The following is a 13,583-nucleotide window of genomic DNA, read 5'->3' as shown; positions in this document are numbered from 1 at the left end:
GTCACTACTCCTTTAGAACGGGAAAAACGGGGCGGGAAGTTCGCAGCAGGGCGCCCGCAAGCGTCAGTAGCAGCAGATCCCGCACAATGGCCTCTGGCAACGAGCCGAGATCAGCCCTGCCCAGACAGCCGCAAGAGATGTCGAGCCCGATGGCAACGCCATAGCCCAACACCGGAATAAACAGGGCGAGCAGCCCGATCACCAGCCACAGTCCCCAGCGCCGGTTGGCGATGACTGCAAGCCCGGCGCAGAGCTCCAGCGCGATCAGCCCCCAGGCCGCGAACGGGATCAGCGGCGGCCAGATCAGGCCAAAGGCGCCGATCTGCTCGATGAACAGGGCGGGGGAGACCAGCTTGAACCCGGCAGAGGCGAGGAAGAATCCCCCCAGTGCCAGATTGGCCAGCATGCGCAACAACGCAGGCATGTTCTACCTCTTTATAGAGAGGGATGAATTCTAACAATTCCCGATTGAGCCGCAATGACTAAACCCATGCCAAACAAGATAAATCTCGATTTTGCGAGACAGTGACCAGAATGGGGGCGCTAGACCCTGATGGTGGCGGTTGTGGAGGCGGGTTGTTGTGGTTGTGTCGATTGCTCCCTGTCGTGCTGGTGGGTCAGCAGTTCGGCAGCCAGCTCGATGGCCCGCTCGAGCAGTAGCAGCAGGCTGTCGATCGTCAGGTGATCGAGCCACTCGCGGGCCCAGATCAGGGTCTCTCCCTGCTCGGTCTGATCCAGCAGAAACACCGGCTCGTCGCCAAGGTGGTTGAGCAGGGGCGTGTTGGGCATGGCGTGGCCCGGTAGCAGTAGATAGATCACCAGATGGCCCTCATCCTCAGCCAGCGTCAGCACCAGTTCGTCGTTGATGGCTAGGGTGGTGGCTGTCTGTCCGGCCACCGGAAGCGGAAGTCCAAGTTGTGTGTACAGGGCGGTGATGAGAGCGTGATACATGGCCAAACCTCGGGCAGGGGGAGAGTGACACCCTATGCGGCTGATCGGTGGCTGCTTATCACTTGTCGTCATTTTTTTAGCGTTTTTGGTCGGTGGGGCGGGTGATTGTGCCGAAATTGTGAGCTGACAGACATCTTTTACGGGTCAGTCCGAATCCTAAAAAAGCGGGACCATCGCTGACAGGGTGACAAGGGGGGGCGGCGTACGCTGAGTATCTTCTCTCTCATCAACGCAGGTTTCTTGCCATGAAAATTGCCTCCCCGGATATCGATCTAAGCCGTCATCAGCAGACAACCCCTGATGCTACACCTCCTGCTACTGCTCGCCTTGGCAACGCCAGACTACGGCTGCTGGATACCGGTAACCGGGAGTTCGAGAGGGGGATCCGCCGCGGTATTGGCCATCGGCAGAGCCCGGAACTCAAGGCGGTCAAGCAGGCGGTACGGCACTATCAGGCCCAGCCAACACCTTCACTGGCCGGGCTGGCGAAGATCGAACAGGCGCTGCAGTTCTGGATCGACTCGGGCAAGAATCGCTCCCGTCAGCAGGATCCCGTGTTGCAAAAACTGGTCGATGACATCGCTGTCCGCCGTCAGGCGTTGGCACAGGGTGGCAAGCCTCCCTCATTTCAGCTGGCGTGGGTCTGCAACGAACAGGGGAGGGTCAATCAGCCTATCGAGAGTAACCAGCAGATCCGCCAGTGGTGCAGCGAGTTGGCTCGCCTGCAACAGGAGGGGGCCAACGACTTGTTCAAGCGGGAGCTGCAAGGGGGGCTAGACCTGATGTTCGGGGTGAGTGAGGGGATGATGGCGCGGCGGTTGGAGCGGGTGCCGACCCGTGAAGAGGTCGCAGCAAGCCACGAGTGGCAGCTGTTTTGCGGGACCTTGCGTCAGGCCCTGCCCGCACTGGGTGAGCTCAAGCCGCAAGCCACTGCCGAGGAGAATGGTCGCGATATCCTGCTTACCCACAGTCAGTTGCTGGAGCTGGGCCACCTCAAGGAGGTTCTGGATCTCAGCATTCAGCAGCAGGTGAGCAAGCAGGGGGAGATTGGCCTGCTCAGGACCGAGCTGCTGACCGCGCTGGTGGATGGACTGGATGAGCCCTGGCTTGAGCGCGAGGCGCAGGAGAAGGCGCTTTGGCAGGGAGAGGGCGCATCAGGCAAGCACTATCAGAGTGGGGTCCGGGCCGAGCTCAAGAGCCCTCTCTCTGCTGCCAGCAAGGAGCTGAAACCGGGTGAGCCCGTGAGCCAGAAGGCCTTTGGCGGGCTCGGGCTGGTCAGTGCCAGTGCGCTGGTGGAGGCTTTCGCCAAGATCGAGATTGGCAAGTGGGAGGGGCGTCGCGATACGCCGGTAGGAGAGTTTGCCGGCAAGGTGGCTCTGACCCAGGAGAACAAGGCGAGTGCCAAGGCCGAGCTGGTGATTGGCAAGGCGGAGGGCTCATTGGTGTTCAATCCCGTGAACAAGATCGTCAATGATACCGACGGATCGCGCTACACCCCGGGACCCCATGACCTTAGTCTGCTGCGCATCGGGGCCAGTGCCGAGCTGGTGAGCAGGCTGGGGTTGTCGGTTGAGGGGAACTGGACTATCGGCAACCTGCTTAACGCCAAGCTGGCAGGCTCGGCCGAGGTGGTAGCCAATGCCAAGCTGGAGGCCGGTGCAGCGGCTATCATGACCCCCAATGGGCCAGTGGTCAGCGTAACGGCCAACGCCTCGGCCTTTGCTGGTATGAAAGCAGAGGGGAGTGCCCAGCTCAATCTGCTCAAGAGTCAGTATGCGGATGCCTATAGCCTTTCGGCCAAGGTACGCGCCTCCGCCAATCTGGGTGTCGGTGCATCGGCCGGTGCGACTGCGGCTTTCGGGCCGGATGGAGCCAAGTTTCATACTACCCTTGGCGTGACACTGGGGGTGGGGTCCGATGTCGGTTGGGAGGGCGGAGTCAACGCTATGGCAACCAAGGCGTATGCACTGGAGCTGGCTGCTCGTGCGGTAAGCAACTTTGATCAGCGCAAAGGGGAGCAGCTAGATGAACTGGCGATGGCGGCAGGGAATGAAAACCGTCTCTTCGAACTGGCCCAGCGGGTCGATAACCGGATTGTCACTCTCGCCACCCAGTTGGAGGAACTGCAGCTGGCGGCCAGCGAAAACCGGATCCGGATGCAGGAGAGCCTGATCGATCCCGATCTCGCGGCTGGTCGCACCGCCATGGCGCAGGCTATCGACGATGCCTTCGGTCAGGAGCGGGTCGATGAGCAGGGTGGCGTCACGGTTCCCGAGCGGGCCGCTGAGCGCAACGAAAAGCTTGAGCTCACCGCCCGGCTGCTCAAGGATCACGCCATCCGGGTCTAGGTCATCCCGAGGCCTGCAGGACAATGAAAACGGGCACCGCGAGGTGCCCGTTTTGGCAATCAGTGGCGCAGTCCGGTACCCCGGGAGATAAGCCACCAGGCGATACCGTAGAGGGCCACGATGAAGCCGATGATGATGAGGTAGGCGGTGCCGAGTGGCACGTCGGAGATACCGAGGAAACCGTAACGGAACGCGTTCACCATGTAGATGATGGGGTTCACCTGGGAGACCCCCTGCCAGAAGGGTGGCAGCAGGCTGATGGAGTAGAACACTCCGCCCAGATAGGTGAGGGGGGTCAGCACGAAGGTGGGGATGATGCTGATGTCGTCGAAGGTCTTGGCAAACACCGCGTTGATAAGGCCACCCAGCGAGAAGAGGATCGCGGTGAGCAGCACGGTGAAGCAGACGCTGAACAGATGGTGGATCTGCAGTGGCACGAAGAACAGCGACACCAGGGTGACGATAAGGCCTACACAGAGGCCGCGTGCCACGCCACCGCCCACGTAACCGGCGATGATGACGTAGTTGGGCACCGGTGCGACCAGCATCTCCTCGATATTGCGCTGGAACTTGGCGCTGAAGAAGGAGGAGGCAACGTTGGAGTAGGAGTTGGTGATCACCGACATCATGATGAGGCCGGGCACGATGAACTCCATGTAGGTGAAACCGCCCATGTCACCGATGCGCGAACCGATCAGGTTGCCGAAGATGACGAAGTAGAGGCTCATGGTGATGGCCGGTGGCACCAGGGTCTGGATCCAGATCCGGGTAAAGCGGCTTACCTCTTTGGCCAGAATGCTCTTGAAGGCGATGTAATAGATGGCCAGATTCATGCTTTTCTCCCCTCTTCGACCAGATTGACGAACAGCTCTTCCAGCCGGTTGGCCTTGTTGCGCATGCTCACTACCTGCACCTGCTGGCTCGACAGCTGCTCGAACAGGCTGTTGAGTGACTGGCTCTTGTCGAGATCCACCTCAAGGGTGCGCTCATCCGGCATGCGGCCGTTGAACTCTGGCACCTCGGGTACGGCAGAACCTGGCGCAAGGTCGAGCAGGAAGGTCTCGCGACCCAGCTTGCCCAGCAGATTCTTCATGCTGGTGTTCTCGATCAGACGACCCTTGTCGATGATGCCGATGTTGCGGCAGAGCATCTCGGCCTCTTCCAGATAGTGGGTGGTGAGAATAATGGTGACACCCTGTTCGTTGAGATCCTTGAGGAAGGTCCACATGGAGCGGCGGATCTCGATATCGACCCCGGCGGTCGGCTCATCGAGGATCAACAGCTTGGGCTCGTGCATCAGGGCGCGGGCGATCATCAGGCGGCGCTTCATGCCGCCGGAGAGGGTGCGGGCAGGCATGTCGCGCTTCTCCCACAGATCGAGCTGGCGCAGGTACTTCTCGGCGCGGATCTTGGCTTCCGCCTTGGGTACGCCGTAGAAACCGGCCTGATGGGTGACAATCTGGATCACCTTCTCGAACTGGCTGAAGTTGAACTCCTGCGGCACCAGTCCGAGCTGGGCCTTGGCCTGTTCGAGATCGCTGTCGATGTCGTAGCCAAACACCTTCACCTTGCCGGCGCTCTTGTTCACCAGCGAGCTGATGACGCCGATGGTGGTGGATTTGCCCGCGCCGTTCGGGCCGAGCAGGGCGAAGAAATCCCCCTGCCTGACGGTAAGATCGATGCCTTTAAGGGCTTCAACGCCCCCCTGATAGGTCTTTTTCAGGCCGCTGATTTCCAGTGCGTTCATTGCAACCTCTGTGATGGTTGAATCCGGCTCGATACAGAAAAGGCGGCCAAGGCCGCCTGCACAGAGTAAAGGGCGCAAGGCCGCTTCACCCGTGATATTCCTGAACCTGGCTTACTCCTGGGGTACCACTTTGCCGATAAACGGCAGGTTGCGGTACTTCTGGGCGTAGTCGATGCCACAGCCGACCACGAATTCGTCCGGAATGGCGAAGCCAATCCAGTCGACCGGCACCTGCACTTCGCGGCGGGAGGGTTTGTCCAGCAGGGTGCAGATGGCCAGGGATTTCGGCTCGCGCAGGGAGAGGATCTCGCGCACCTTGTTGAGGGTGTAACCGGTGTCGATGATGTCTTCCACGATCACCACATCCTTGCCCTTGATGTCGTCGTCCAGGTCTTTGAGGATGCGGACGTCACGGGTGCTGTGCATGCCGGAGCCGTAGCTGGAGGCGGTCATGAAGTCCAGGGTGATGGGCAGCTGGCACTGGCGGCAGAGGTCGGCCAGGAAGATGCAGGAACCGCGCAGCAGCGCAATCATCACGACTTCGTCAGAACCCTGATAGCGGGCGGTGATCTCTTCACCCAATTTGGCGATCCGGGCGGCTACTTCAGCCTCGGAGATCATCACCTCGACGGTGTGTTTCATCACTTACTCCCATAAGGCCAAAGGGGATTTGGCCGTTCATGAATATCAAAACCGATGATTCTACCACTCATGTTGAAGGGTGCTAGAGATACGTGGTGCTTTTATCGGCTTATTTTAATTGATAGAGTTAGCAGGCACTCAGGCATGATTAGTTAAAATACTATAAACACCATAATCAATAACTATTAGATGATAAAAACTATGGAACCACGCGCAGAAATAAGACGTCGTACCCGGCTGTCGCCGGAAGCTCGTCGCTCCCAATTGATGGAATGTGCCATCGAGGTGTTCTCCCGTCGCGGCATTGGCCGTGCAGGTCACGCCGAGATAGCCGAACAGGCCAAGGTCTCTGTGGCTACCGTCTTCAACTATTTCAACACCCGCGAGGAGTTGGTAGATGAGGTGCTGGCCGAGATCGAACGCTTTGTGAACCAAATGCTGTCGCAGGCATACGGTGACCAGGGCTCCATTTTCGACAAGATCCAGCGTCATGTACGCCTCTCTGTCGATGCCGCCTACGATCAACCGGATTATGCCGGTATCTGGCTGGAGTGGAGCTCATCGGTTCGGGAAGAGGTATGGCCCCGCTATACCCGGCTGCTCGATCACTGCCTTGAGCTGATCGCCAGCGAGCTGCAAACCGCCATGGATGCAGGGGAGATCACCAGCGTGCTGTCAGCACAGGATCTGGCCCGCTCTTTGACCGGTTTTGGCTATGTGATGATGCAGATGATCAATCAACCTCAGCGCCCGGTGCGCCAAGAGGTGACTGATTTCCTGTTCAAGTACGTGACTGCACCTATTCAGGCTCGCTAACACGGCTTAACGAAAAAACGGCGTCACTCATTGAGTGGCGCCGTTTTTTTATGGCCGAATGTGGCGGTCAGCTCAATGGTGGCCATAGCCCCAGCGGTGGGTCAACTCATGCTCGACACCTAGATGATCGAGGATGCGGGCGACCATAAAGTCCACCAGATCGGCGATGCTTTTCGGCTCATGATAGAAACCGGGCGCGGCAGGCATGATGGTCACCCCGAGCCGCGCCAGTTTCAGCATGTTCTCCAGATGGATCGCCGAGAAGGGGGTTTCGCGGGGCACCAGGATCAGCTGGCCACGCTCCTTGATCACCACATCCGCTGCCCGCTCCAGCAGGTTGTCGGAGGTGCCGTTGGCAATGGCCGAGACGGTGCCCATGGAGCAGGGGCAGACCACCATCTGTTTGGGGGCGGCCGAACCGGAGGCCACCGGCGAGAACCACTCCTCCTTGCCGCAGGCGACAATCTGCCCCTCCTTGGCGCCATATTGGCGACAAAGATAGGCAGAGAGCTCTTTCGGCGAGCCGGGCCAATCCTGTTGCTGTTCGGTCTTGAGTACCACACGAGCCGCCGATGAGGCGAGCAGGTAGACCCGATAGTCGGCCTGTACCAGACACTGGAGCAGGCGCAGGGCGTAGGGGGCGCCGGAGGCGCCGGTCAGCGCCAGGGTGATCGCTTTGTTCATAGTTCGCCGTGGTAATCCTTGAGTCGGGCGATCAGCTTGTCATGAATACCGCCGAAGCCGCCGTTGCTCATGATCAGAATATGGTCGCCATCGCGGCTCTCGGCCACCAGCCGGTTGATCAGGGTCTCCAGATCGTTGAATACCTTGGCCGGTCGGGTCATATGGGCCGTCACCTCGCCGAGATCCCAGCCGATGTTGGGGGGTTGGAAGAAGAACACCTCGTCGGCGCCATCGAAGCAGCCAGCCAGCTCCTCCTTGTGAACCCCCAGCTTCATGGTGTTGGAGCGAGGCTCCAGCACCGCCAGAATACGTGAGCTGCCTACCTTGGCGCGCAGGCCGCCGAGGGTGGTCTCGATGGCGGTGGGGTGGTGGGCAAAGTCGTCATAGACGCTGATGCCCGCCACTTCGCCTTTGAGCTCCATCCGCCGTTTGGGGGATTTGAACTGGCAGAGGGCGGCGATGCCATGCTCCACCATCACGCCAGCATGACGGGCGGCGGCAATGGCCATCAGACCGTTGTTGACGTTGTGCTCGCCGATGCACTCCCAGTGCACCTCGCCCTGTTTTTCGCCATCCAGCCACACCTCGAAGGCGGAGCCGTCACCGGCCAGCTTGACCGCCTTCCACTTGGCGTCGTCCTGACCTACCAGCTCCACTTCGCTCCAGCAACCCATCTTGCGTACGGCGGTGAGGTTGTCATCGGCTTGCGGGAACAGCACCCGGCCGTTGCTCGGCACGGTGCGCATCAGGTGGTGGAACTGGCGCTGGATGGCGGCGAGATCCGGGAAGATGTCCGCGTGGTCGAACTCCAGATTGTTCATCACCAGGGTGCGCGGGTGGTAGTGAACGAACTTGGAACGCTTGTCGAAGAAGGCGCAGTCATACTCGTCCGCTTCAATGACAAAGAAGGGGGCGGAGCCGAGACGGGCGGAGACCGGGAAGTTGCCCGGCACGCCGCCAATAAGGAAACCGGGTTCCAGTTTGGCGTACTCCAACACCCAGGCCAACATGCTGGCGGTGGTGGTCTTGCCATGGGTGCCGGCAACGGCCAGCACCCAGCGATCTTGCAGCACGTGCTCCAGTAGCCACTGGGGGCCGGAGATATAGGGCAGATTGCGGTCCAGCACATATTCAACACAGGGGTTGCCGCGGCTCATGGCGTTGCCGATCACCACCAGATCCGGCGCCGGATCGAGTTGGGAGGGGTCATAGCCTTCGGTCAGTTCAATGCCCTGTTGCTCGAGCTGGGTACTCATGGGGGGATAGACGTTGGCATCCGAACCGGTCACCCGGTAACCAAGCTGTTTTGCCAACACCGCCAGACCACCCATAAAGGTGCCGCAGATCCCGAGAATGTGAATATGCATACCGCTTCCTTTCGCAGTAAAGGGAAGTGCGCATTCTAGGGGGTGTTGCGGTGGTGGCACAAGCCGCACTCATGGTGAGAGGCCCACAGATGCAGCACCGGAGGCAGAAATCTTGGCGCTGTTGGGATATGCGAGATTGGAATGGGCTGGCAGGCTTTATTTGAGACTTGATATTGTGTCGCACTTTCTTACAATTCTTCGGTTTTGTGACGCACTCTACAGTTTTACGATATCGCCCTTTTCCAAAGGAGAGTCCCCATGGGCAAGTTCCTGCTTTGCTATCTGGTCGGTGGTCTGGTGGCCATCAGTTGGGCTGCGCTGCCCGCTCATGGTCCCTGGGATCAGTGGGACCTCACGATTTTTCACACCGTTAACGGTTGGCTCGGGCAGTCGGCTCTGTGGGCCGATCTGGTGGCCATCACCAATAACCGGCTGTTCGATCTGGCGGTGCTGGCCTGTATGGGGCTGATCCTGGCCCGCTGTTTCTTCGCCCGGGATTTGGTGGGTCGTCGCCAGCTGGTGGCGATGGGGATAGTGATGCTGCTGAGTGCTCTGGTGATCAACCAGCTTGGTCACCGATTGCCGGTGGAGCGACCCAGCCCGACCCTGATGGTGGCCGATGCGCTGCGGGTGACCCAGATCAGCGGTATTCCGACCAAGGACTCTTCCGGTGACAGCTTCCCCGGCGATCACGCTCTGTTCCTGATGATCTTCGCCGGTTTTGCCCTGCGCTATCTGCCGCGCTGGGCGGGAGTCACCGCATTGCTGATGGTGCCGATCTTTTCCGCGCCGCGCATTCTGGCTGGGGCTCACTGGTTTACCGATGTCTACGTCGGCGCGCTGGGGCTGGCGACCCTCTGCCTGCCCTGGCTGCTGTTGACCCCGCTGGCGGATCGGCTGATAGAGCGCATTTCCCCCCGATTGGCCCGTGTGCCGCTGCTGCGCAGTCAGACCCACTGATTGAGCGTCGCAAAATAAAACGCCCCGACATGAAAATGTCGGGGCGTTTTGTTATCAATCCGCGAGAGATCAGCCTTGATAGCCGTTCGGGTTGTTGCTTTGCCAGCGCCAGGTATCGACCATCATCTGCTCCAGACCGCGCTCTGCCTGCCAACCCAGCTCGGCACGGGCCAGCGTCGGCTCTGCCCAGCACTCGGCGATGTCGCCCGGGCGACGGGGTTTGATCTGGTAGGGAATGGGTCGGCCGCTGGCCGCTTCAAACGCCTTGACCATCTCCAGTACCGAGTAGCCCTGACCTGTGCCCAGGTTGTAGGTGAAGACGCCGGTGTCGCTCTTGATGCGCGCCAGTGCTTTCAGGTGGCCGATGGCCAGATCCACCACATGGATGTAGTCGCGCACGCCGGTGCCATCCGGGGTCGGGTAGTCGTTGCCAAATACCCCCAGCTCCTTGAGCTTGCCCACGCCGACCTGGCTGATATAGGGCAGCAGGTTGTTGGGGATGCCGTTGGGATCTTCACCAATCAGGCCGCTCTCGTGGGCGCCGACCGGGTTGAAGTAACGCAGCAGTACGATAGCCCAGCGGGGATCGGATTTGGCGAGATCGCGAAGGATCTCCTCCACCATCAGCTTGGAGCGGCCGTAGGGGTTGGTGGCGCTGGTGGGGAAATCTTCCCGCAGCGGCACCGAGGCGGGATCGCCATAGACGGTGGCCGAGGAGCTGAATACCAGCCGGAACACGCCGGCCCTGGCCATCTCTTCGCACAGCACCAGAGTGCCGCTGATGTTGTTCTGGTAGTAGGTGAGCGGGATCTGGCTCGACTCCCCGACCGCCTTGAGGCCGGCGAAGTGGATGACCGATTCGATCTGGTGGTTGGCGAACAGCTGCTGCAGGCAGGCTCTGTCCAGCACATCCCCTTCGACGAAGGTGACCGGTTTGCCGGTGATCTGCTCGACCCGCTTGAGTGACTCCGGTGAGGAGTTGGAGAGGTTGTCGAGTACCACGACCTGCTGCCCCGCGCCGAGCAGCTCAACCAGGGTGTGGGAGCCGATATAGCCAGCGCCCCCTGTGACCAGTATTGTCATTTTTTATCCCGTGTTCTGGTGAAACTGGGGCCGAGTCTAGCGCCCCTGTCTACTTGGGAAAAGGTTGGGATACCGATGACGCCTTCACCGCACCTCACAAAAGCCTGCACCACGCCTCAATAATCGAGACTGATATCCCCTTTCGCGGTGCAGGAGCAGGCTAGAGCAACGCCGCTCTCCAGATCCTGAGCACTCAGGGTCATCACGCTCTGGCGCTCGATGTCACCTGTGGTGGTGCAACGACAGCTGCCACATACCCCGGCGCGACAAGCCGCCATCATGGTTTCGCCCGCCGCTTCCAGCGCCGCCAGCAGGGTCTGACCCGGCAGGATCTTCACCTTTTTGCCGCTCTTTTTCAGGGTCAGCCAGAAGTGGTCGCTGGTGGTTGTGGCAGGCTCTGCTGGAGGAAGGCCAAAGGACTCCTGATGCAGCTGCTCCGGCGGCAGTCCCAGCTCTGCCAGCATGGTGCTGACCGCCGCCATATAGGGGGCCGGGCCGCAGAGATAGACATGGCGTTCGCGCAGATCCGGGGCCAGTTCGGCCAACATGGCGGGGGTGAGTCGGCCAATCCAGGGGTGATCTGCTGGGGCATCTTCCAGAATCAGGGTATGCCGTACACCGGCATGGGCCTCAGCCAGTGCAGCCAAGTCATCTGCGAAGATCACATCTGCTGGCGAGCGGGCGCTATGGATAAAGCGGATATCGGCATCCGGCCGTTTGGCCAGCTCGTCCCGCAACATGGACCACATGGGGGTGATGCCGGAACCGGCACTCAAGAGCAGTGGTCGCTCGCAAGGCAAGGCGGTCAGGTTGAAATCGCCGAACGGACCATCCACCCGGATCTCGTCTCCCACTTGCAGGGTCTGGTGCAGATGGCAAGAGACCCGTCCCACATCCTTGATAGTCACTTGCCAGCATGCATCCTGTGGGCTGGAGGAGAGGGTATAGGCGCGGCACTGCGGCTGGCCGTCGATCTCGGTATGCAGGGTGATGCACTGGCCAGCCAGTACGGGAGGGAGGTTGCCGGAAAGCGGCGCCAGCTGCCAGCTCACCACGTCGTGGGTGTTCTGTTGGCGGCCAATGCAGGTGAGCGTGAGAGAGGTCATCACAAGGCTCCTTAGGTTTGAAACGGTTCGAAAAACGTCTGGTGAAAAAGCCGGATCCAGAAAAAAGGCGAGCCGGGCGGCTCGCCAAACGCTTACAACATGAGGTGCCGATCAGGCCGCCAGGATCTCGGCCAAGTCAGCCTCGGCAGTGGTGGTTCCTTTCAGACCGAATTGCTCCTCCAGCACTTTGAGCAGCGCCGGGGTGAGGAAGGCCGGGGCGGTCGGGCCGGTACGGATGTCTTTCACCCCGAGGGAGAGCAGGGTGAGTAGAATGACGATGGCTTTTTGCTCGAACCAGGAGAGCACCAGCGTCAGCGGCAGATCGTTGACCCCGCACTCGAACGCCTCGGAGAGTGCCAGCGCCAACTGGATGGCGGAGTAGGCATCGTTGCACTGGCCCACGTCCAGCAGGCGCGGAATGCCGCCGATGTCGCCAAAGTCGAGCTTGTTGAACTTGTACTTGCCGCAGCCCAGGGTAAGCAGCAGGCTGTCGCGCGGCGCCGCCTTGGCAAACTCGGTGAAGTAGGCGCGCTCGGCCTTGTCGCCGTCACAGCCACCTACCAGGAAGAAGTGGCTGATCTCTCCGGCTTTGACCTTCTCAATCACTGCGGGCGCAGCCTGCATCAGGGCGTTGCGGGCAAAGCCGATGGTGATGAAGTGCTCGAGCTCGGTGTGCTTGAAGCCTTCCAGCGCTTGCGCCTTGGCGATTACGGCGGAGAAATCATCCCCTTCCAGATGGGTTACGCCCGGCCAGCCGACGATGGAGCGGGTGAAGATGCGATCCGAGTAGTTGCCCACATTCGGGTCGATGATGCAGTTGGAGGTCATCACCACGGCGCCCGGGAAGTTGGCAAACTCCTTCTGCTGGTTCTGCCAGGCGGAGCCGTAGTTGCCCACCAGATGGGGGTACTGCTTGAAGAAGGGGTAGGCCAGCGCGGGCAGCATCTCGCCGTGGGTGTAGACATGGATGCCGGTCCCTTTGGTCTGCTCCAGAATGAGCTTGAGATCCATCATGTCGTGGCCGGAGACCAGAATGCACTTGCCGGGAATTGGCGTGACTCTGACCCGGGTCGGTTCCGGGTGGCCGAAGGCGCTGGTTTCACCCAGATCCAGCATCTCCATGATTTTGAAGTTGAGCTGACCGATCTCCATGGCGCAGCTGAACAGCCGACCCATTTCGCTCGGGTCTGTGCTGAGCCAGCTCATGATGCGGTGGAATTCGGCGGCCACCTCGTCACTCTGCTGATCGAGCACCCGGGCGTGCTCCATATAGGCGGCCGCTCCCTTGAGGCCGTAGAGGCAGAGCAGGCGCAGCCCCATGATGTCTTCGTTCACCTCGCTCTTGCCCCGATTGGGGGCGGCTGATGCGGCATGGGCAAGTTGTTCCAGCAGCTCGGCACCTGGCTCGAAGTAAGCGGAGCGTGGCAAGTCGTTGACCTGCACCGCAATCCCGGCCAGTTGCTCGGCCAGCTGCTGGCGATAAGCGATGGCCTGATTGACGTAGGCCACGATACGGGCGGAGTCGAAGTTGACGTTGGTGAGGGTGGCGAAGAAGGCCTTGGGCACGAAAGCATCGACCTCGCGATCCATGATGCCCTGCTCGCGGGCGGCCAGCGCCCAAGCGCTGAGCCCCTGCAGGGTGTAGATCAGTACATCCTGCAGATCCGAGGTTTCCGCCGTCTTGCCGCACATACCTTGTGCGTAGGCACAGCCGTTGCCTGCCGGGGTACGAATTGTCTGTTCACATTGCACACAAAACATCATGTCTCTCCTAATTGGACATTTCAGTTGTCTGTTTTGTGGCGATTCTATTCCTCTCGCGAAAAACTTAATAGGCATTCAATTTGCCAATTAAGATTCCCTTGATGCAGATCAATGT

General features: G+C 60.2%; 13 protein-coding genes. 3 read left to right on the top strand and 10 right to left on the bottom strand.

Annotated features, from left to right (window positions below):
* Positions 1–4: 4 nt before the first annotated feature.
* Complete coding sequence (locus tag AACT07_RS20905; protein ID WP_069529852.1) at positions 5–424, bottom strand: MauE/DoxX family redox-associated membrane protein; 420 nt, start codon at positions 422–424, stop codon at positions 5–7.
* Positions 425–543: 119 nt separating this feature from the next.
* Complete coding sequence (locus tag AACT07_RS20900; protein WP_069529850.1) at positions 544–951, bottom strand: hypothetical protein; 408 nt, start codon at positions 949–951, stop codon at positions 544–546.
* A 245-nt stretch (positions 952–1,196) separates the two neighbouring features.
* Here AACT07_RS20900 and AACT07_RS20895 point away from each other — a divergent pair, with 245 nt between their 5' ends.
* Positions 1,197–3,299, top strand: a complete 2,103-nt coding sequence (locus AACT07_RS20895; RefSeq protein WP_069529848.1) for a hypothetical protein — start codon at positions 1,197–1,199, stop codon at positions 3,297–3,299.
* 59 nt (positions 3,300–3,358) lie between these two features.
* On the opposite strand, the gene AACT07_RS20890 is transcribed toward AACT07_RS20895, so the two are convergent.
* From AACT07_RS20890 to hpt, 3 genes are all read right to left on the bottom strand, one after another.
* Positions 3,359–4,132 carry an ABC transporter permease gene (locus AACT07_RS20890; RefSeq protein ID WP_019445351.1) on the bottom strand — a complete coding sequence of 258 codons (774 nt, stop codon included), beginning with the start codon at positions 4,130–4,132 and terminating at the stop codon, positions 3,359–3,361.
* On the bottom strand, positions 4,129–5,046 hold the full coding sequence (locus AACT07_RS20885; protein WP_005335620.1) for an ABC transporter ATP-binding protein: 918 nt from the start codon (positions 5,044–5,046) through the stop codon (positions 4,129–4,131). Before AACT07_RS20885 ends, AACT07_RS20890 begins: the two co-directional genes overlap by 4 nt.
* 111 nt (positions 5,047–5,157) lie before the next feature.
* Positions 5,158–5,688, bottom strand: a complete 531-nt coding sequence (gene hpt / locus AACT07_RS20880) for a hypoxanthine phosphoribosyltransferase (RefSeq protein WP_005335618.1) — start codon at positions 5,686–5,688, stop codon at positions 5,158–5,160.
* Positions 5,689–5,889: 201 nt separating this feature from the next.
* Here hpt and AACT07_RS20875 point away from each other — a divergent pair, with 201 nt between their 5' ends.
* Positions 5,890–6,504: a TetR/AcrR family transcriptional regulator gene (locus tag AACT07_RS20875; RefSeq protein ID WP_042052376.1), complete on the top strand. Its 615-nt coding sequence runs from the start codon at positions 5,890–5,892 to the stop codon at positions 6,502–6,504.
* 72 nt (positions 6,505–6,576) lie between these two features.
* On the opposite strand, the gene AACT07_RS20870 is transcribed toward AACT07_RS20875, so the two are convergent.
* A complete protein-coding gene (locus AACT07_RS20870) occupies positions 6,577–7,188 on the bottom strand; it encodes a flavin prenyltransferase UbiX (RefSeq protein WP_069529846.1) in 612 nt (203 codons plus the stop codon).
* A complete protein-coding gene (mpl, locus tag AACT07_RS20865; protein WP_069529844.1) occupies positions 7,185–8,555 on the bottom strand; it encodes a UDP-N-acetylmuramate:L-alanyl-gamma-D-glutamyl-meso-diaminopimelate ligase in 1,371 nt (456 codons plus the stop codon). The genes AACT07_RS20870 and mpl overlap by 4 nt, the downstream gene beginning before the upstream one ends.
* A 258-nt stretch (positions 8,556–8,813) precedes the next feature.
* Here mpl and AACT07_RS20860 point away from each other — a divergent pair, with 258 nt between their 5' ends.
* Positions 8,814–9,515, top strand: a complete 702-nt coding sequence (locus tag AACT07_RS20860) for a phosphatase PAP2 family protein (RefSeq protein WP_069529842.1) — start codon at positions 8,814–8,816, stop codon at positions 9,513–9,515.
* Between the two features lie 69 nt (positions 9,516–9,584).
* On the opposite strand, the gene galE is transcribed toward AACT07_RS20860, so the two are convergent.
* The 3 genes from galE to hcp all read right to left on the bottom strand — a co-directional run bounded on the left by galE (position 9,585) and on the right by hcp (position 13,465).
* A complete protein-coding gene (gene galE, locus AACT07_RS20855; protein ID WP_040097369.1) occupies positions 9,585–10,598 on the bottom strand; it encodes a UDP-glucose 4-epimerase GalE in 1,014 nt (337 codons plus the stop codon).
* A 116-nt stretch (positions 10,599–10,714) separates the two neighbouring features.
* Positions 10,715–11,704 carry a hybrid-cluster NAD(P)-dependent oxidoreductase gene (locus AACT07_RS20850; protein ID WP_069529840.1) on the bottom strand — a complete coding sequence of 330 codons (990 nt, stop codon included), beginning with the start codon at positions 11,702–11,704 and terminating at the stop codon, positions 10,715–10,717.
* 111 nt (positions 11,705–11,815) lie between these two features.
* Positions 11,816–13,465: a hydroxylamine reductase gene (gene hcp / locus AACT07_RS20845; RefSeq protein WP_069529838.1), complete on the bottom strand. Its 1,650-nt coding sequence runs from the start codon at positions 13,463–13,465 to the stop codon at positions 11,816–11,818.
* Positions 13,466–13,583 lie beyond the last annotated feature (118 nt).

It is taken from the genome of Aeromonas sp. ANP5 (assembly GCF_963870295.1).
In the GTDB taxonomy this organism is placed as follows: domain Bacteria; phylum Pseudomonadota; class Gammaproteobacteria; order Enterobacterales; family Aeromonadaceae; genus Aeromonas; species Aeromonas veronii.
Note: the sequence above shows the minus strand (reverse complement) of the source record. Positions and strands in the feature narration are given on the sequence as shown.

What these genes read in the sequence shown, in the direction of transcription:
- AACT07_RS20895 (WP_069529848.1), top strand. Translation starts at nt 1,197, where the DNA reads ATGAAAATTGCCTCCCCGGATATCGATCTAAGCCGTCATCAGCAGACA.
- hpt (WP_005335618.1), bottom strand. Translation starts at nt 5,688, where the DNA reads ATGAAACACACCGTCGAGGTGATGATCTCCGAGGCTGAAGTAGCCGCC.
- AACT07_RS20890 (WP_019445351.1), bottom strand. Translation starts at nt 4,132, where the DNA reads ATGAATCTGGCCATCTATTACATCGCCTTCAAGAGCATTCTGGCCAAA.
- hcp (WP_069529838.1), bottom strand. Translation starts at nt 13,465, where the DNA reads ATGTTTTGTGTGCAATGTGAACAGACAATTCGTACCCCGGCAGGCAAC.
- AACT07_RS20900 (WP_069529850.1), bottom strand. Translation starts at nt 951, where the DNA reads ATGTATCACGCTCTCATCACCGCCCTGTACACACAACTTGGACTTCCG.
- AACT07_RS20860 (WP_069529842.1), top strand. Translation starts at nt 8,814, where the DNA reads ATGGGCAAGTTCCTGCTTTGCTATCTGGTCGGTGGTCTGGTGGCCATC.
- AACT07_RS20875 (WP_042052376.1), top strand. Translation starts at nt 5,890, where the DNA reads ATGGAACCACGCGCAGAAATAAGACGTCGTACCCGGCTGTCGCCGGAA.
- AACT07_RS20850 (WP_069529840.1), bottom strand. Translation starts at nt 11,704, where the DNA reads ATGACCTCTCTCACGCTCACCTGCATTGGCCGCCAACAGAACACCCAC.
- AACT07_RS20905 (WP_069529852.1), bottom strand. Translation starts at nt 424, where the DNA reads ATGCCTGCGTTGTTGCGCATGCTGGCCAATCTGGCACTGGGGGGATTC.
- AACT07_RS20870 (WP_069529846.1), bottom strand. Translation starts at nt 7,188, where the DNA reads ATGAACAAAGCGATCACCCTGGCGCTGACCGGCGCCTCCGGCGCCCCC.
- AACT07_RS20885 (WP_005335620.1), bottom strand. Translation starts at nt 5,046, where the DNA reads ATGAACGCACTGGAAATCAGCGGCCTGAAAAAGACCTATCAGGGGGGC.
- mpl (WP_069529844.1), bottom strand. Translation starts at nt 8,555, where the DNA reads ATGCATATTCACATTCTCGGGATCTGCGGCACCTTTATGGGTGGTCTG.
- galE (WP_040097369.1), bottom strand. Translation starts at nt 10,598, where the DNA reads ATGACAATACTGGTCACAGGGGGCGCTGGCTATATCGGCTCCCACACC.